Genomic DNA, 18,419 nt, shown 5'->3' with positions numbered 1-18,419 from the left:
TCATATCTGCCCCATGGTTTTGAGTTGGGCCTTGGGGTGAATTTCGTTTTGCGACATCACAACCGTGGTCGGGCGGAACCGTTCAACAATCGACCGAACATAGGGCCGGATTCCCGGGCTGGTCAACAAGACCGGGCTTTCGCCCATCATGCCAAGGCGCTCGAACGTGGTGCGGACCTTGTTGATAAATTCCTGAAGCTGGCTTGGCGGGATCGACAATTGCTTTTCCTCGCCGGACCCTACCAGACTTTCGGCAAAAATCTGTTCCCATTGCGGCGACATGGTAACCAGCGGGATCACGCCATCATGGTTGGTATTCACATCCGACAATTGGCGCGCCAGACGCGACCGGACATGTTCGGTCATGAAAGTTGGATTACGGGTAAAGGCGGTGGATTCGGCGATGCCTTCCAAAATGGTTGGCAAGTCGCGGATCGATATGCGTTCGGTCAGAAGATTCTGCAACACGCGTTGAACTCCGCCCACCGAAACTTGACCGGGGACGATATCTTCGACCAGTTTTTTCTGATCGTCGTCCAACTCGTCCAGAAGTTTCTGGGTTTCGGCATAGGACAGCAGTTCGGGCATATGATCCTTGATCACCTCGGTAATATGGGTGGTGATCACGGTTTGTGGATCGACAACGGTATAGCCACGGAACATGGCTTCTTCCTTCATGCCCTGTTCGATCCACATGGCCGGCAGGTTAAAGGTTGGTTCCATGGTTTTTTCACCGGCCAAGGTGATTTCTTCGCCGCGCGGGTCCATCACCAGCAGCATATTGGGACGCAGATCACCGCGACCAGCCTCGATCTCTTTGACGCGCAAGACATAGGTATTCGCCGGGAGCTGCATATTGTCCTGAATACGGACACTGGGCATGACAAAGCCCATGTCAGATGCCAATTGCCGTCTAAGCGCCTTGATCTGATCAGTCAGTTTCTGACCGCGTTCGGTGCTGATCAGCGATAACAGGCCATAGCCAAGTTCAAGCCGGACATAATCCATGCGCAAGGCATTGGATATGGGTTCTTCGGGCGGCGGTCCGGCGGCCTCGGCGGCGCTGTTGGCTTCTTCGGTCACAGCATTGGCGGCAGCCTCATTTTGTTTTCGGCCAAGATGCCAGGCCAGATAGCCCAGTACGATCGCCAGGCCCATGAACCAGATCATCGGAATACCTGGCAAAAGCGACATACCGGCCATCATCGCCGCCGCAACACCCAGTGCTGCGGGATAGTTGCTGACCTGTCCGAAAACGGCCTTTTCGGTGGCACCTTCAAGACCGCCCTTGGTGACCAGAAGGCCAGCCGCAGTTGAAACGATCAAGGCGGGGATCTGGGATACCAAACCGTCACCGACGGTCAGGATAGTATAGGTTTCGGTCGCTTCACCCAATGACAGGCCCATTTGGGCCGTGCCGATGATGATGCCGCCGATCACGTTGATGAAGGTGATCAGAATACCGGCGACGGCATCGCCCCGCACGAATTTCGATGCACCATCCATGGAACCGAAAAACGAACTTTCGTCTTCAAGTTCCTTGCGTCGCGCTTTGGCTTGTTCTTCGTTGACCAGACCCGACGACAGATCGGCATCGATCGCCATCTGTTTACCGGGCATGGCATCAAGGGTGAAACGGGCCGCGACCTCGGCGATACGCCCGGAGCCCTTGGTGATCACGACAAAGTTGATGATGACAAGGATGGCAAAAACAATGATCCCGATCACGAAATTGCCCGAAATCAGGAAACTGCCAAAGGCCTCGATCACCGCACCGGCGGCATGTGTGCCTTCGTGCCCGTGGCCCAGAATCAATCGCGTGGTTGCGATATTAAGCGCCAGCCTAAGTGACGTTGCCACCAGCAGGATCATCGGGAAAGAGTTGAATTCAAGCGGCTTTTGGATGAACAGGGATGTCATCAGGATCAGCACCGAAAAGCTGATCGACAATGCCAAAAGGAAATCAAGGAGCCAAGGCGGCATCGGGAACATCATGACCGCAAGGATCAGAATGAAACCCAGGGCCATGAAAATATCGCCACGCTTCATGGCCGAGCGGAAGCGTGCCTGTACACCGGCCATATTCAGGCCGCCTGTGCCGCCGGATGCGTCCGGTTCGTCAGATCCTGCCGGTGTGATGTCTCGACCTTCGGCCATAATGCCTGTTGATTACCTTAATGTTTGCTCGGTTCGGGAACGCTTCCCTTGTTTTGATATGGGGGCGCTCCGGTCGTTTTTGTAATGGGTCAGTCCTGCACGTTGCCGGGCTGAGGAACGGCGCGGCCTTCGTCGGTATATTGACGCAGCTTGTTGCGCAGTGTGCGGATCGAAATCCCCAGAATATTTGCGGCATGGGTTCGGTTGCCAAAGCAATGCTTTAACGTATCAATAATCAGGTCGCGTTCAACATCGGCAACCGTGCGCCCGACAAGGGCCGCCGTTACCGAACCGTCCGGGGCGATATTTTCGTCATGGCCTGGCGCATCGTAATCGACCGGTTCTGCCGGGCAGGGGGCAGGATAGTGATTGTTGTCGTCCGTTGGCGAAGGTGTTTGTGGTGTTGGGTTCGCCGGGCGATAGGTCGCACCACCATAGGCCGCATTGGCGTTGGCATAGGCCGAACTTGCCCGTGACGGGGCATTTGGCGTATGGGAAGCCGGTTCTGCCGGGGCCGTTGTTCCGGGCGCCATTGGTTCCGCAGCCGGTGCATATACCGGTGCGGGCGCTGCGGCGGGCGGCGGGGCAGATTGCCAGCCGGGTTCGCTGCTGCCAGCCCCGGACAGCATGATGGCTTCGGGGCCGATTTCGGTCGGCCCGGCAATCAGAACCGCACGGTGCATGGTGTTTTCAAGTTCGCGGACATTGCCGCGCCAGTGATGGCTGCGCAGGCGCGTGATCGCAAGCGGGCTGATCGGGCGCACCGGTACATCATTGGCATCGGAATATTTTTTGACAAAGAATTCGGCCAGTATCGGGATGTCATCCGGGCGTTCACGCAAGCTTGGAATATCAAGATTGACAACGTTCAGGCGGAAATACAAATCCTCGCGGAAATTACCGGCATTGACCTCGGCCTCAAGATTGCGGTTCGAGGTTGCCAGAATGCGGACATCGATCTTGACCGGGCTTTTGCCGCCCAGACGATCAATTTCCTTTTCCTGAATGGCGCGCAGCAGCTTTGCCTGCAGGCGGACATCCATTTCGCTGATTTCATCAAGCAAAAGCGTGCCGTGGTTGGCTTCTTCGAATTTGCCGATACGCCGTGCCTGGGCACCGGTAAAGGCACCTTTTTCGTGGCCGAACAGTTCCGATTCCATAAGGTTTTCGGGGATCGCAGCACAGTTTACGGCAACAAACGGTTTGTCTGCACGCTTGGACTTGCGGTGGACGAACCGGCTGACAATTTCCTTGCCTGTACCGCTTTCGCCGGTGATCAGGATCGTGGCGTTGCTTTTGGCGACCTGTTCTGCAAGACGCAGCGTTTCGGCCATGCGGGCATCGCGATGGATCAGTGCGTGGCTTTCTTCGGTGACGGCTTCAAGGATTGCGGCAATCAGGTCTGCTTCGGGCGGCAGGGGAATGAATTCCTGTGCACCGGCTTTGATCGCATTGACCGCACCGTTGACATCGTTGCCAATGCCGCATGCCACGACCGGAACATTGATGCGTTCACGATGCATGGCCTCGATCAGGGCGGCGACATCAAGGGTGATGTCGGCCATGACAAGGTCAATACGATTGCCCGCGCGCAGGATGTTCAGCGACGTTGTAACGCTTTCAGCCAACTGAACCGTTGCGCCACGTGCCATTGCGATCTTGCTGGCTGCGCCGATCTGACCGCCCAGTCCACCAACGATCAATACCTGCATAGTCTCATCTCTTTCCGCTTAGTTACCGATGGTAATTCCCGATGGCGGATTACGCCTGTACAGGCCAAAGGACCGATCAATCGAAATAGCTTACGCGTTTTGACGGCGGCAGGATCGAATTGATCAGCATTTCCAAACGACGGGGATTTTCCTGTCGCCCGATGGAGACAGCCCCCACCATGTAAACCGAATTCAAAAGTTCTTCTTCGCCCGAGTTGCGTTCAAGTTTACCCGCCAAAGGCATGAACACCATGTTGGCCAAAACCGCACCATAGAAAGTGGTTAGAAGGGCAACGGCCATCGACGGACCGATCGAGGACGGATCGTCCAAGTTGCCAAGCATCTGTACCAGACCGATCAGTGTCCCGATCAGGCCCATGGCCGGGGCAACGTCACCGGCCTTTTTCATGATGTTTGCCCCTTTTTGGTGGCGGCCAATCGTGGCATTCATGTCCTTGCGCATGATGGCCTCAACTTCTTCGGCAGGTGTTCCGTCAACGACCAGCGACAGACCCTTCCATAGATATTCTTCGCTTTGCAAGCTGTCGAGGTGCCCCTGAAGGGACAAAACGCCACCTTTGCGGGCGATTTCAGCCAGTTGCAGAATCTGTAGGGCAGCATCGGCGGGGTTGCGCGATTTATAGAAAATCGTCCGCATCAAAACCTTGCCTGCGCCCAGAAACTCGCCAAGGGCAAAACTGACCGCGGTAATTGCCGCAGTGCCCCCAATCACGATCAAAACGGATGGAATATCGATAAATGCCCCGGGCGATCCCCCAAATATGATCGCCGCAATAACAAGCGCAAAGCCGATAATCAGCCCTGCTACCGTCGCAATATCAAACGACGTTTTAGTCCCCCCGTCGGCCATTCTCGCTTATCCTCTTAAAAAGACTAGTTTTTCTCGGACTTGATGATTTCCGTCATGGTTACCCCGAGACGGTCTTCAACAACCACCACTTCGCCACGTGCGACCAAACGGTTGTTCACATAAATATCAATAGCTTCCCCAACCTTGCGGTCAAGCTCAACAACAGCACCACGGCCCAGTTTTAGCAACTGGCTTACCTGCATGGTTGCTTTTCCCAAAACTGCAGAAACCTGGACGGGAATATCGTATACCGCTTCCAGGTCTTTTGAAGTTTTCATGCCTTCGCCGCCGATTTCGGCGGCAGCCAGAAGTTCGGTGCCTTCGCCCTCTAGCTCGATATCGTCATTGTCGAGGTCCGAGAGCTCAAGGTCTTCATCATCTGCCATATTCGTCTCCTGATCCTTCAGCGTTCCGCGTTACATATCGGTCGTATCGGGCTTTTGATTTGCCTGCCGAGGATCCCCATCCTGTTGCGGCGGGTCGTTTTTGCCTTTTGTGCCGATTTCACTGTGCAACGCATCATCTTGGGGGGATGTTTGCATATTAACCTGTTCTGTACCATGGCCTTCTTCTTTGGCCAAAGGCGGTATTTCGGGGGCCGGTTGTGAAGTGTTTGTACTCTCACTGGCTAGGGCATCACTATCATCACCCGCGATACCCGTGTTCATATCCGTTTGCGGCGGTGTTCCCGATGCGGTTTCAGGTGTTTCTGCGTCGGGGGACAACGATATTGCTTCGGATTCTGCTTTCGGGCCTGTCGGTCTTTCAGACGGTGAAGAGTTCTGTTCGCCTGCTTGTGCATCGGGTTTGGTTGCATCGGTCGCCATATCTGGCTGGATATCTTGTGCAACGGTTTCTGTTGATGGTGCTGACTGTCTTGCCTGTTCCGCGATTTTAGGTTCCTGCACCAGCGGTTCCGGGGATGACGGGCTTTCTGCCGGGGTTTCTTCGGCGGGTGTCATCGTCGGAGCAGGGGATGCCGCAGGTGGCAAATCGTTGTGTGTGGTTTCCTGAATAACAGGATCACCCATGTCGGATTCGGGTAAGCTGTGTTCATCGGCGTGCGCCTCAAGGGCGCGTTCGACAATGTCGTTGATTTCAGCCCAAACGCGTTTGGTATTGCGAACGGCCGTTCCATCGCCCCAGGATACGTGGCAATCGCCAAGTGCAATATCGATTTCGCTGATAACAGCAACCTTGCCCGAAAAACCGCGTGACACGGCAAGTTTTTCAACCGTTTCCGACAGCATGGTTTCGATATCGGGATGTACTTTGACAATAACCTTTGGGACATCAAACAGATTGGCAAGGCATTGACGAACAATGCTTTCGATTTCGGTCAGTTGATACTGTTGTGACCAAGCCGGTGCGATTTTGCGCATGATGCCAAGCGAAACATTAATGGCATCTTCGTTGATGCGGGCATTGGCGCGTTTCTGATGCTCATCAATTTCGGCCAGTTTTTCGGCCAATTTCTCGGTGGCATCCTTCATGGCTTGTTCGAGTGACGCAAGAATTTCGGCACGGCCCTGTTCTATCCCCTGTGCCAATCCTTCTGCCTGCGCGATTTCACGCGCTGTGGCTTCTGCTTCGGCAATCATTTGGGCAGCCTGTTCCTCAGTATAGACCGGGGGCGGCGGGGGCGGTGCTTCGTCTTCCTTTTTTTTCTTCTTTTTCGTCAGTGAATAATGTTCGTCGTCATCGCCTGACGAGCGAATGACGTTATCCTCATTATCGAAACTGAGCGAAAATTTGAACTTTTCAATGGCCGTCATATCGAACCGCTGGTTTGGATTGTGCGACAAACAGGCAGGCGACACTGTGTCGCCATCCTTTCGATAAGGGTATCAGGAAAATCAGCTTTCCTGATACAGCCAGTTGCGAATGATCGACAGGGCTTCTTCCGGGTGTTTGTCCACAATCTCGCCGATCTTCTTGACCGAGGATGCTTTGACGCGGCCTTCAACCATGGACAGATTGATCAATTCATCGCCTTCATCGCCCATACCCGGGGCCATTGGCACCGGTGCCGGGCCTGCAAGGGCCGGGGTGCCGTCGGCGGTCATATCTTCTGCCAGCAACTGGCGCTGGGCCATGTCGGCGGCACTTGGCAGGGTTTCAAAGGCACGTGTTAGCAGCGGGCGAACCACTAGAAGGATGACCAGAATGGCGACGATGGCAAGAACCAGCATCTCGGCGATGCGGAATATCTCGGCTTTATCAAGTCCGAGGAAGGAGTCGATTGCCTCGTCCGCGAACAGATCCGTGGTGTCAGCAAATCTCATATTGATGACTTCGACCTGATCACTGCGCGCCGGGTCATAGCCGATTGCGCTGCGGACAAGGGCCGCAATTTTCTCCAGATCGTCAGGGGAACGTTCCTGATAAACTTTTTCGCCGTTTTCATCGGTCGTGTAGGTGCCATCAACCAGAACAGCAACCGTAACGCGCGAAATCTCGCCGATTTCCTTGATCTTGGTTGTGGTGGTTTTGGAAATCTCGTAATTGACGGTTTCTTCGCTGCGTGTTTCCTGACTGTTGGTACCAGCACCTTGCGCGCCAAGATTGGGATCTGGCAGGTTGTTTTGCAGGGTTACCGGGTCATTGCCTTCGGTTTCGGTGTTGGTTGAGCTTTCATCAATCGTCTGGCTGGAGCGCACGACCCGTTCTTCGGGGTCAAAGCGTTCGTTCGCGGTCGTGATCTTGTTGAAATCCATTTCGACCGAGACTTCGGCGCGGACTTCGCCAGAACCCAAAGACCGGGACAGCAAGTCTTCGATTGTGTTGCGCAGGCGTGTTTCATTGCGGATGCGCATTTCGTCTGCGGTCTGGGTCAGGAAGGTTGATGATTGCTCTTCGCCCTGCCCACGTGCCAGAAGACGGCCGCGTTCATCGATGATTGAAACCTTGCCCGGCGTTAATTGCGGGACCGCGGCGGCGACCAGATGTTGGATCGCAAGAACCTGTTCGGGTTTTAATTCCCCACCGGCCATTTTAACGGCAATTGACGCACTTGCGGATTGCGTTTCGCGTGAAAACATCTGGCGTTTGGGCAAAACCAGATGAACACGTGCCTGTTGAATCGACTGGATCGCAGCGATAGTTCGGGCCAGTTCGCCTTCAAGGGCGCGGACATGATTGATATTTTGTTCGAAGCTGGTGGCACCAAGACCGCTGCCTTTGTCAAAGACTTCGTAACCGACAGAACCACCGGTTGGCAGGCCATTCTCGGCCATCGAAAGGCGCATGCGGTTGACCTGATCGGCCGGGACAAGAATTTCTGTGCCGTTATTGAGCAGTTGGTAACTGATCTGCTGTTCTTCCAGCTGATTGACAATCTGGCTGGCATCGGTCGGATCAAGATCGCGATACAGCAATTCCATATTCGGTGCCGATACGCGCAGGATTAGAAACGCGAAAAACACAAGCAGCAATACCCCGACGCCGCTGATGGCCATCAGGCGTGTTGGTCCAAGACCTTTTAGGGTTTGTAAAAAACCGCCCACGTTCGGTTGCTCCCGGATCGATTGTTACCACTGTCCCATGTACCGGTAGATGTCCGCACAATTGCTACCGGTACTCTTAACGAATAGAAGCCCATATTGAAGAACAGGTTAACGATCGGCAATTTTTGCCGGTTAATGTGTTCAAAATTCGCCAGCGATTTGAATCATTTATATCTTTGGCGAGATCAATATGCAGCTCTTTATGTAGGTAGTAATGTTACCAAAAAGAAGCCCGGCTGTAAAAGCCGGGCGAGTCTTTGTAAATATGCAGTCTATCGGGGTAGCAAAAGCACCCCGATGGTATCAGCTAATTACCGTTTGATACGGATCAGCTCGTCGAGCATTTCATCGGTCGTGGTGATCGTCTTGGTATTTGCCGAATAGGCGCGCTGGGTCACAATCATATTTGTGAATTCCACGGCGAGGTCAACGTTTGACGATTCAAGAGCGGATGCCACAACGTTACCTGCACCATTCAGGCCCGGTTCACGTAGCAGGTAGTCACCTGATTCACGGGTCTGACGGTAAACGTTACCAGTATGGTTTTCCATTTCATCGGGGGCTTCGAAGGTGGCAATTGCCAGTTTGTAGATCGGACGTTTTACGCCATTGGCGAACTCGACCTGAAGGAAGCCATCTTCGGTGAAGCCATAGTTCACCATGGAACCGGCTTGCGCACCGTCTTGGTTGATGAATTTGGTATCATACTCAACAAGGTTGCCGTTGGAGTCACTGCCTGCACCAAACTGGGTGACGCCGTTTGTCAGGCCAACAATGCCGAGATCAATGGTAATTTGATTGGCGTTCGAACCATTGCTCCAGTTAACGGCGATATCCTGGTCGACAAGATTTGTTGTTTCGGCATTATCAGTAAAAGTCCGGAGGCTGCCATCGCCATTAAAGGTGATGATACCGGATTGTATCAATCCGTCGGGGTGAAGGGCGGGGTCAAGCTCATCGGCAGCAGTGCTGCCTGTCAGTTCAAACCCCCAACGGTTTTGCCCCAGTTTGATCACCTGCAATTGGACGACATGCGCCGAACCAAGAGAATCAAAAATTGTAACCGGCATGGTGTTGTTTTCTGCAACAGTGCCGGATGCTAGGTCACCACCGGTATAGGTCGCAGCCAAAGTTGCCGGGAAAGGCCCGGTAAAGCCAAGTGCTGTCAGCGGGGTATTGTTGTTGTTGGTTATGACAACATCTTGGTCAGCGAAGGATCCTGTAATGGTCAGGGTATCGTTTGCACCGGTGGAGGTTGCCGTTGCTGTTGCGCCGGTAACGGCACTAATTTTGGCGGCAATATCTGAAAGTGTTTCGCCGGCGGCGATCGTAATTGTTGTGGTGGTACCATTATAAGTGATGTCGAAACTATCACCAGCGGTGATACCCGCTTGACCGGCAAGGGCAGCGGTGCCGTCAACGCCTAATGTGGTGGAAACATTAGAACCGCCTACAAAGGCTGTTTCATTGCGATTAAGGTTGGCCCCGAACTCGATGCTCGTCGTTGACGCAGCTGCGGTCAGGATCGAGTTGATATCAAGCACTTGCAGATCGGAGACTGCAGAGCTGTTTGATGTTGTTGCCGTTCCTGCCGGGTCAAGAAGATTACCATTACGGTCAGTCGCCCAACCCTGGACATAATATCCGGCAGTATTACGTAAATAGCCGTCATCATCAGGTTTGAAGTCACCCGCACGAGTAAAGAATATCTCGTTGTCCGAACCAGGGCTGTTCGTATCACGGACGACAAAAAAGCCATCGCCGGAAATTGCGGCGGCTGTTGTCGACGACGTTGCTTGAAGCAGGCCTTGTTTGCTGATTAATGCCGTCGGGTGGAACCTTACACCGCCGGGGGTGTATCTGGTATTGGTTGCTGATTCAGTTACAAGTGTCGAGAAACGTCCGACCGTACCTTTGTAACCGATTGTGTTGAGGTTTGAGATATTGTCCGAAATGACGCCCAGATTCTGGGACTGGGCATTCAGGCCGGAAACACCGGAAATCATTGCACCAAAAAGACTCATTTTTCTTCTCCAGCAAATGCAGGGCTGTTAATTAATATCCGGATATGTGACATCAGGCTGCTGCGTCCTGTTCATCGGAAGCATCGTCGCCAGTATCTGTCTCTGATCCGGTATCTGTACTATTCGCGCCCAGCTTTACGTTTGTCAGGGTTGCAAACGGGACGGAAACGTCACCGATACGCAGATAAATATCGTCGTCGTCAATATCGACACTATCGACATTGCCGATGATGCCAATTGCAGCCGAGGCGTAATCACCGTTTTCATCTTTGAAAACATCACCATTGGCCCCCATCGGTTTAAGGACCATGGTATAGGCCCCGGTTGCCTGTTGGACGCCGCTGTTGTTTTTCCCGTCCCAGGTAAAGTCCTGAAGGCCGGAAACCTCGGTGAGATCTTCTGAGTAAACTGTCTTGCCGCTTTGATCCTGAACCTGAATCTGGAGACGGGGAACTTCGGGTGAAATATTATATTTGAATTTGAGATCTCCACCCTCTTCAAGCCAGTTGGTATCGCCAACCGCCTCGATTTCTGCGCCGACATAGGACAGGGCAGACAACTGGCGCTGCTGACTTTGCATTGCAAGCAGGTTTTCAAGGTTCTTGTTACTCTGGATCCCCTGTTCGACCTGGGCGAACTGGCTCAACTGGTCAGTGAATTTGTCACTTTCCATTGGCGAGGTGGGATCCTGATTTTTAAGCTGGGTCGTCAGCAATGTCAGGAACGTGTCGAAGTTCTGGGCCAGTTGGCTCGCGGAACTGCTTGACGCGGCGTTCGTGTCATTTGTTGCAACACCAACATTGGTCAGGGATGAAATTGTCATGATCTTGTTTCCCTACCTTTCCTAAATTCGGATATCGACCAGGCCATTGGGATTGATCCCGTAGCCAATGGCGACATGTTCAGCGAGTTCGGCACCGGTCAGGACATCGCCTTCATCCGGCGTGCTGCCCGATTTGTTGGCCATGCGTGACGAGTCATTGCTATCCTGACCCTGACCGCCCTGGTTCCGTTGTTCGAAGGTGAAGCTTTGACTGTCTGCATTAAGGCCCGCATCTTTGAGGGCCTGTTGCAGGGCGCGTGAATCCTGGCGCAGCAAGTCGAGCGTTTCACGGGTGTCTGCCTGAATGACACCCTGGACACGGCCATCATGGCCGATTTCCAGTTTGACATCGACGCGCCCGAGATGCTCCGGACGAAGCTGGACGGAAATTTTGTCAACACCTTCGCTTGCGGCGTTACGGATATGAACCGCGACCTGTTGCTGAACCTGCTGTGCCGGGGCATTTCGTGCGGTTTGGGCAGTTTGTCCGGTCGAATTGCTCTGGGTTAGACTACTGTTGCCGGTAAGCGGGCCATTGGCCGCCTGTGTGCTGCCCTCGGTGTTGCCGGTTGCACTGACGGCGGCTGTGGTGTTGCCGATTGCTGCTGCCTGTGGTTGGGGGGCTGGCTGTGCGGTTTGCATATTGGCTGCGCCGGCCAGTGCTTGTTGTGCGACCTGATTGCTACCATTTACCGCGCCGGAAGTTGCCGCTGTTTGCTGACCGGTAGTGGCGTTGCCATTTGTATTTGATGTGTTGGCATTGGTTCCGGCATTTGCGGTTTCGGTCCCGGCCTTGACGCTGCGTTCGCCACTCATTGCGTCAACGATTTTAGAGATGAAGCTGTCATTGCTATCAGCGGCCTCGGTGCTGCCGTCTTGACCGTTCAATGCTGATTTCGCCGTCGCGCCGGCTGCGGGCTGCGACAGGGCGGTTGAATTCATCAAGCCACCGGTCGTGCCCTCGGCATTTTGTGCCGGGGTGCCGGTAACGGGCTGGGTCGAGGCGTTTGCAGCTGTTGCACTGCTTACTACCTGTGCTCCGGCCTGCACCGTTGCTTGCTGTGCTGCTGGATTGATGCCCGGGATTGCCGCCATATTCGGGTCAACAATCTGATCGCCCTGCTGTGCGGGGTCGGCAGAGGTCGCTGTGTCGTCTGTTGAGGCGATCTGTTGGTCGCTATCGGCGCTGACGACTTCTTTAGGCTGATCAGACTGGGCGTCCGTGCCTTCGGCTCTGCTATCGGTGTCGCGCGTATCATGGTCGTCGCGGCCCGGATCATTTTTGGAATCGGCAACGTCACGGTGATCATCGCGCTGGGTGTCGTCACGCGAACTAGCGGCGTCGACATCGTCGTAGGTTTTATGATCATCTTTATTGGTGCGAGTATCATTACGGGATGTATCGGCTCTGGTATAATCGTCGCGCGATGTCTTTTCGGCGCCGGTGTTGCGCCTTGCATCCGTATTGTCGCGGGTCTGCAGCTGGGCAGTTTTTGCCGCGTCATGACGGATCTGGGTGTTGCGGTCTGCCCAGTTATCCGTGATTTGCTCCATCACGTTGCCAAAGGACACATCGCTGCTGGCAGCTGCAGTCTGGCCTGGAATGGATATGGTAGGTGATGCCGATTTGGTAATCGCAGAGCTGTTCATGACATGGTCCTTCTCAAAACAGTGTCACAACATTTGCAAAAGGCGGGCCAGTTTTGATGGTTAAGGATTCATACAGAAAATCAGCTACTTAATCGGTGGTTGAATAAAAGGGCATTTTTTGCCGGGCTGTCTTTGCCGGAAGGTCCCATAACAAAAAAAGCCCCCGATGATGTGGGAGCTTTTGATACGGAATATGTGGAATCTCAGGCGGAAATTGACAGGCCCGAAGAGCGCGGGCGATTTTCATCCCCATTTCCTGCCGATTGAGGCTGTGGTTGTGGCACGGGCTGCATTTGTGGCTGAGGCTGGCTTTGCTGCGCTGTCATGATCGCTTGGCGCATTTCATTTTCACTCTTGTCAGCAAGGGCGGCCCAGGAATCGCGCAACGGTGTCAAAAGATGGATGACCTCTTTCGCGGCTTCTGGATCATTGTGACGATCAACCCCCATCAGACGAATCATGCAATGGGTGTAAAGACGTTCAAGGTTTGTCGCAATCTCGCCCCCCTGATCCATATCAAGTGTATTCGACAGATGGGCAATCAGCTCCTGCGCCTTGCAATTGGCATTGCATCGGCTTTGGATATCTTTGCTTTCAATGGCACGGAGAACTTCCTGCAAGCATGCCAAAGTCTTTTCAAACAGCATATAAACCATTTTGGCCGGTGATGCTGTGTTGACTTGCTGGTTCTTATACGTCTGTGCTGCACGTTCGTTCATGCTACACTCCTTGGTCTGCTAGGCGTCCTGTCAGTGTGCATGATTTGAGGCAAAAAGTTAACTACTATCACTGCTTGATGCCATCAACTCGTCGAGAGAGTTTTGGATGGTTTTCATGCGTGCAAGGGATGTTTCCATGGCGATGAAACGATCCATAAGGTTTTCGCGCTGGCTTTCCAGGCGTTCATCAATGCGGTCAATTTTTTCCTGATAGGACGTGTTCTGGGTTTCAAATGCTGAAATTTCCTGACTTAGCGCACCGTCTTCTTCCTTCAGGAGAGAATCAAGCTGGAAATAAAGTTGGGCGCCAATACCTGCACTGGTGGTTACGGATGCTGTGTCTGCAGCAGTTTTATCGCCACCGTAAAACAGGCGCAGTCCATCTGTGGTCGTAATTGAATTTCCACTGACCGTTGCATTCTTACCAGTTGTCGTAACGCCATCAATCGTAATGTCATATGTGACACTGTTGATCACGCCACCAGATGCATCAATATTGAAATCATACTGTGCTGCGTTGGTCTTCCCATTGAAGCCCGTCATGGTCAAATCAGAGTTGTCTGACTTGCCGCGGAACAGGAACAGCTCCATCACTTCGGTAGGCTCGTCGAGCAAGGCAGCGTTCAGCTTTGTTTCGTCGACGACAAAGGTATTGTCGAGCAACGGATCTGTATTGGTGCCATAGGCAACAAAGTCGATACCGATTTCAGCCAGAACAGAGTAATCATCTTTGCCCGCACGGTCGGTCACGCCTTTGGCAAAGGTTCCGGCAATTTGCTGAAGGGAGGATTCAATGTTTTTAACTGTTGAATTCCCAATCAAGATAGCATCTTCCGACGCTTCTCCTGTGGTTTCATCAACGAATGTCTTTTCGTTAATGAAAGTTTGAACCGCGTTATATGCATCAACAAAATCGATGATTGCTGTTTTTGCCTGATTAAGGTCTTGTTCAACGTCGATGGTAATTTTTGTACCAGGTTCCGCATCGTAAAGAGAGATGCTTAGGCCGTCGACAAGATCGGAAAACTCATTTGACGACCGGGTAATGGAAATGCCGTCAAGTTTGATCGAGGCATTGTCGCCATTGTCAATAACATTTGCGGCATTGATTGTTGTCGGATCAGTCAAGATTCCTAGGCTTTGCAGCACATTTCCGGTGTCATCACTAAAGGACATACGGTTGTCTTCACCCTCGGATGTTGAGGTCAAGATCAATGTGCTTTCCGTTGCAGAAACCTTGATGACAGAGGCTTGAATACCGGTGTTGTCTTTGGCGTTGTTAATTTTGTCACGGATGTCTTGCAGGGTATCCTCGGCTGCCACTGTGATCTGGGAGCTTCCGGTGCCGCCAGTAAGGGTAAACTGTCCGGTGCCGGTAATGCCTGTGATATCTGCACTGGCGGCAACGGCAAGGGTATCGGTTGACAGTTTGTGTTTTGTTGCGACCTGATCGACCTCAAACGTATAGGAACCGGTGGAGGCCGCATTGGTCGCGGTAATGCCAATCAGTTCACCTGCCAAGGTTGAGCTGTCTGTGGATGCAAAAATCTGTTTGGATTCGAAGATGTTTTTTGATTTGTCGAAGCTGGTCGCCCCGTACAAATTGGCCATCGAATCCTTAAGGGTACCAATCAGTGTCTGAAGATCTTTGAGGGCTGTTAATTTGTCGTCGTTGGACTCGATCCGAGTTTCCAGAGAATCCGCGGGAAGACGACGCGCAGCGATCATCTTGTCAACAACATCGACAAAGTCGATATTTGACGAACCGCCCGAAAGTTGAATTCGGCCGTTGTCGCCAACATAGATATTGTTCAGGTTTACGCTGCTCATTTGCCTAGCTCCCTGGGCACATCGGTAGGCAAATATTTCACTTTTTGCCTTAACGCGATTCTATACGCAAAAAGTGTGCCTCTGTCGGAAAGCCCGATCGCTTAATCAGATTTCTTCGTCAACAACGCTGCCAAGGTATTCGCGGATTTGCGAGAAAAGATGTTGCAGCTCTTTTGACGGAATTTCACGAAGAACATCGCCGTTTGATCTATCCGTAACTTTCGCGACGACCCGGCCGGTATCCTGATTGAAATTCAATTCGATACGGGCATTGGAATCGTTAAGTTCTGGAATATCAAGTTTTGCAAGTGCAGCTTGAAGTTTTTGTCCGGCATCTGCCGGGGCGCTATTTGCATCGCCCGAAGACGGCGATTCCACCGATATCAGCGCATTTCCAGCATTATTGGACGCGGATGACGCTGATGAAGAAGGTGCTGAACCGGATACGGGACCGGTCGAACGTTGGTTTTGATAGGTGCTGACTAATTCCATTTGGTCCTCCTATGCCATGAGTCTGGCAAAGGATAATCCGGATGAGGGATGAGAGAAAGTCTCTCATCCCTCTACGGATATCCGGATTACTGCAGGAGACGCAGCAGGTTCTGCGGCATCTGGTTCGCCTGGGCAAGCATCGCAACACCGGACTGAACCAGGATCTGTTTCGAGGTGAACGCAGTCATCTCGGCAGCAACATCAAGGTCAAGCAGGGTGGAACGAGCCGATTCAGTGTTTTCCTGCGTTGATGCAAGGTTCTGACCGGCAAAGTCCAGACGGTTCTGAGAGGTACCAACCGCAGCACGTGCGCGCTGCAAGTCATCAATTGCGCGGGTGACAACTTCAACGGCTTCCTGAGCACCAGATGCGGTACTAATCGCATCGGTTCCAAGATCGCTGAGGCTCGTTTCGGTGCCAGCAGTGCCGGTACCCAATGTGTCCGCATCAACCTTTGACAGATTAATCGACAGGCGGTCATTTGCGGTATTGCCGCCACCAACTTGGAATTCAATGCTGGTGGCGAGTTTCTGACCGCTATCGGCGGCCATCGACACAGTATTATTGTTGAGTGTGTTGATGACGCTACCGCCATAAGTCGCCTGAGTGGTGCCGAAATCGGTGTCACCGCCCGTGCCACCTTCAACAACGCCAACCGCAGCGGTGAAGTTGTTGTTGATGTTGATCGACAGGCCAAGCTCGTCAAAGTTAAGCGTGCCTTTGTCGCCGGCCGACATTGCCTTGGAACCACCCGTCAGGTAGTCGGTCACGTCGATCGACTGGGTCAGCGCAGCATCGGCACCAGCAGTGGTGTCAATGTTTGCGGTAACCGTCATGATGATCTGGGTGCCAGCACCAACGGTTATTTCGTTGATCGAAATGGTGAAGTTGTTGTCGGTTACGCCATCGCCTTCACCATCGCCTGCCCAAAGATTGTTGTTGGTGATGGCAATACCATCAAAACCGGTCTGCGCGGTAATAGCCGAGCCCTGCCCAGCAGATTCGAGGTCGGCATAGTTCAGTGCCACGTCACCGCCATCACCGAGCAACTGAATGCCGTTGAAGTTGGTGGACGAGGAGATACGGTCGATTTCGTCACGAAGCTGGGTGAATTCATCGTTCAGGAAACCACGTTCAATATCGGACATGTTGCCCGAGGAAGACTGAACCGAAAGCGTTTTCATGCGAACGAGGATGTCATCAACAGTCGCCATGCCGCCATCGGCAATCTGCAACATCGAGTTGGCCTGGCCAACGTTGACGGTCGCTGTTTTCAAGGCCTGGGTCGTTGCGTTCAAACGTGCACCGATGGCCATCGAGGCAGCATCATCACGTGCAGAAACAACACGCGTACCAGACGACAGCTTTGACAGCGAACGGGTCGCCATTTCATCCGAAGCCGACAGGTTACGGTGAGCAACGTTAGCAGCATAGTTGGAAATGATATTAAGAGCCATTTTAGAATCTCCTACATGGATAGCTCGGAACAGCATCGCGCCGTTCTTGAACCTGGCAACAGCGCCAGATAGTTTTCAAAGATCTTCCTGATCAGAGAAAACTCGTTTTTCTATCTCAAAATATACCTATGGCTGGATGCAGAGTCCAGTGAAATGTTTAGATAAAATAAATTATATAAAACAAATGGTTGGCTAAAATTGAGGCGGAAATCAGCTTTGGGTCTTTCAACCTGCATGTGTTGAATTGACCATTGCGTAGGATATTTAAGGGCTTTTTGACGAATCGAAATATATACTTGTGTATGGGGTTGTCGTGTGGATGAGTTTGGGTCCTAGAGAAAATATGCGCAACAGAATAAGGCGGTGGAAATGACCACCGCCTTGATATTGAAGATATGTCAGATAGGCAAAATTAGCCCTGCAGGAGACGCAGCAGGTTCTGCGGCATCTGGTTCGCCTGGGCAAGCATAGCCACACCGGACTGAACCAGGATCTGTTTCGAGGTGAAGGAGGTCATCTCGGAAGCGACGTCAAGGTCAAGCAGGGTGGAACGAGCCGATTCAGTATTTTCCTGCGTTGATGCAAGGTTCTGAGCGGCGAAGTCTAGACGGTTTTGATAGGTGCCAATGCCAGCACGTGCACGCTGAAGGTCGTCAATTGCGCGAGTAACAACTTCAACTGCTTCTTGTGCGCCGGCGGCGGTATCAATCGCGTTGGCACCAAGGTCATCAAGGCTGGTCTCGGTATTGGCAGAGCCGGCCCCCAGTCTTGCCGAGTCAACCGCAGTCAGCGAGATCGACAAACGGTCATTCGCAGTGTTGCCTGCTCCGACCTGGAATTCGATGCTGGTAGCCAGTTGTTGACCATTATCGGCGGCCATCGACACAGTATTATTGTTGAGCGTGTTGATGACGCTACCGCCATAAGTCGCCTGAGTGGTGCCGAAATCGGTGTCACCGCCCGTGCCACCTTCAACAACGCCAACCGCAGCAGTGAAGTTGTTGTTGATGTTGATTGACAGGCCAAGCTCGTCAAAGTTGAGCGTGCCTTTGTCGCCAGCCGACATCGCCTTGGAGCCACCTGTCAGGTAATCGGTCACGTCGATTGACTGGGTCAGTGCAGCATCGGCACCAGCAGTGATGTCGACGTTTGCGGTAACCGTCATGATGATCTGGGTG

At 52.8% G+C, this 18,419-nt stretch carries 14 protein-coding genes; all 14 read right to left on the bottom strand.

Annotation, left to right across the window (positions count from 1 at the left end):
• On the bottom strand, nt 1-2,157 hold the full coding sequence (gene flhA / locus TALK_RS20060) for a flagellar biosynthesis protein FlhA (protein WP_085620947.1): 2,157 nt from the start codon (nt 2,155-2,157) through the stop codon (nt 1-3).
• Nucleotides 2,158-2,246: 89 nt separating this feature from the next.
• Complete coding sequence (locus tag TALK_RS20055; protein ID WP_085620946.1) at nt 2,247-3,869, bottom strand: sigma-54-dependent transcriptional regulator; 1,623 nt, start codon at nt 3,867-3,869, stop codon at nt 2,247-2,249.
• A 76-nt stretch (nt 3,870-3,945) separates the two neighbouring features.
• On the bottom strand, nt 3,946-4,740 hold the full coding sequence (locus tag TALK_RS20050; RefSeq protein WP_085620945.1) for a motility protein A: 795 nt from the start codon (nt 4,738-4,740) through the stop codon (nt 3,946-3,948).
• A 23-nt stretch (nt 4,741-4,763) separates the two neighbouring features.
• Nucleotides 4,764-5,018 (bottom strand): flagellar motor switch protein FliN, encoded by a 255-nt coding sequence (gene fliN, locus TALK_RS20045; RefSeq protein ID WP_417811686.1) that lies wholly within the window; start codon nt 5,016-5,018, stop codon nt 4,764-4,766.
• 138 nt (nt 5,019-5,156) lie between these two features.
• Nucleotides 5,157-6,560, bottom strand: a complete 1,404-nt coding sequence (locus tag TALK_RS20040; RefSeq protein ID WP_085620943.1) for a FliH/SctL family protein — start codon at nt 6,558-6,560, stop codon at nt 5,157-5,159.
• Nucleotides 6,561-6,596: 36 nt separating this feature from the next.
• The gene (gene fliF, locus TALK_RS20035) at nt 6,597-8,198 is read right to left on the bottom strand and encodes a flagellar basal-body MS-ring/collar protein FliF (protein ID WP_245830058.1); all 1,602 of its coding nucleotides are present in this window, start codon (nt 8,196-8,198) and stop codon (nt 6,597-6,599) included.
• 359 nt (nt 8,199-8,557) lie between these two features.
• Nucleotides 8,558-10,270, bottom strand: coding sequence for a flagellar hook protein FlgE (locus TALK_RS20030; RefSeq protein WP_085620941.1), 1,713 nt, complete (start codon nt 10,268-10,270; stop codon nt 8,558-8,560).
• Nucleotides 10,271-10,322: 52 nt separating this feature from the next.
• Nucleotides 10,323-11,093: a flagellar hook assembly protein FlgD gene (locus tag TALK_RS20025; protein WP_085620940.1), complete on the bottom strand. Its 771-nt coding sequence runs from the start codon at nt 11,091-11,093 to the stop codon at nt 10,323-10,325.
• Nucleotides 11,094-11,114: 21 nt separating this feature from the next.
• Nucleotides 11,115-12,743, bottom strand: a complete 1,629-nt coding sequence (locus tag TALK_RS20020; RefSeq protein ID WP_085620939.1) for a flagellar hook-length control protein FliK — start codon at nt 12,741-12,743, stop codon at nt 11,115-11,117.
• A 203-nt stretch (nt 12,744-12,946) separates the two neighbouring features.
• Nucleotides 12,947-13,462 (bottom strand): flagellar export chaperone FliS, encoded by a 516-nt coding sequence (fliS, locus tag TALK_RS20015; protein WP_085620938.1) that lies wholly within the window; start codon nt 13,460-13,462, stop codon nt 12,947-12,949.
• 57 nt (nt 13,463-13,519) lie between these two features.
• Nucleotides 13,520-15,292, bottom strand: coding sequence for a flagellar filament capping protein FliD (gene fliD, locus TALK_RS20010; protein ID WP_085620937.1), 1,773 nt, complete (start codon nt 15,290-15,292; stop codon nt 13,520-13,522).
• Between the two features lie 105 nt (nt 15,293-15,397).
• Nucleotides 15,398-15,784, bottom strand: a complete 387-nt coding sequence (locus TALK_RS20005; protein WP_085620936.1) for a flagellar protein FlaG — start codon at nt 15,782-15,784, stop codon at nt 15,398-15,400.
• Between the two features lie 86 nt (nt 15,785-15,870).
• Nucleotides 15,871-17,241: a flagellin N-terminal helical domain-containing protein gene (locus TALK_RS20000; RefSeq protein ID WP_085620935.1), complete on the bottom strand. Its 1,371-nt coding sequence runs from the start codon at nt 17,239-17,241 to the stop codon at nt 15,871-15,873.
• Between the two features lie 412 nt (nt 17,242-17,653).
• A partial coding sequence (locus tag TALK_RS19995; RefSeq protein ID WP_281251328.1) for a flagellin occupies nt 17,654-18,419 on the bottom strand: 766 nt, incomplete at its 5' end.

Source organism: Thalassospira alkalitolerans (genome assembly GCF_002115745.1).
In the GTDB taxonomy this organism is placed as follows: Bacteria; Pseudomonadota; Alphaproteobacteria; order Rhodospirillales; family Thalassospiraceae; genus Thalassospira; species Thalassospira alkalitolerans.
The sequence above is the reverse complement of the archived record's forward strand: the minus strand, read 5'-3'. Positions and strand labels throughout refer to the sequence as shown.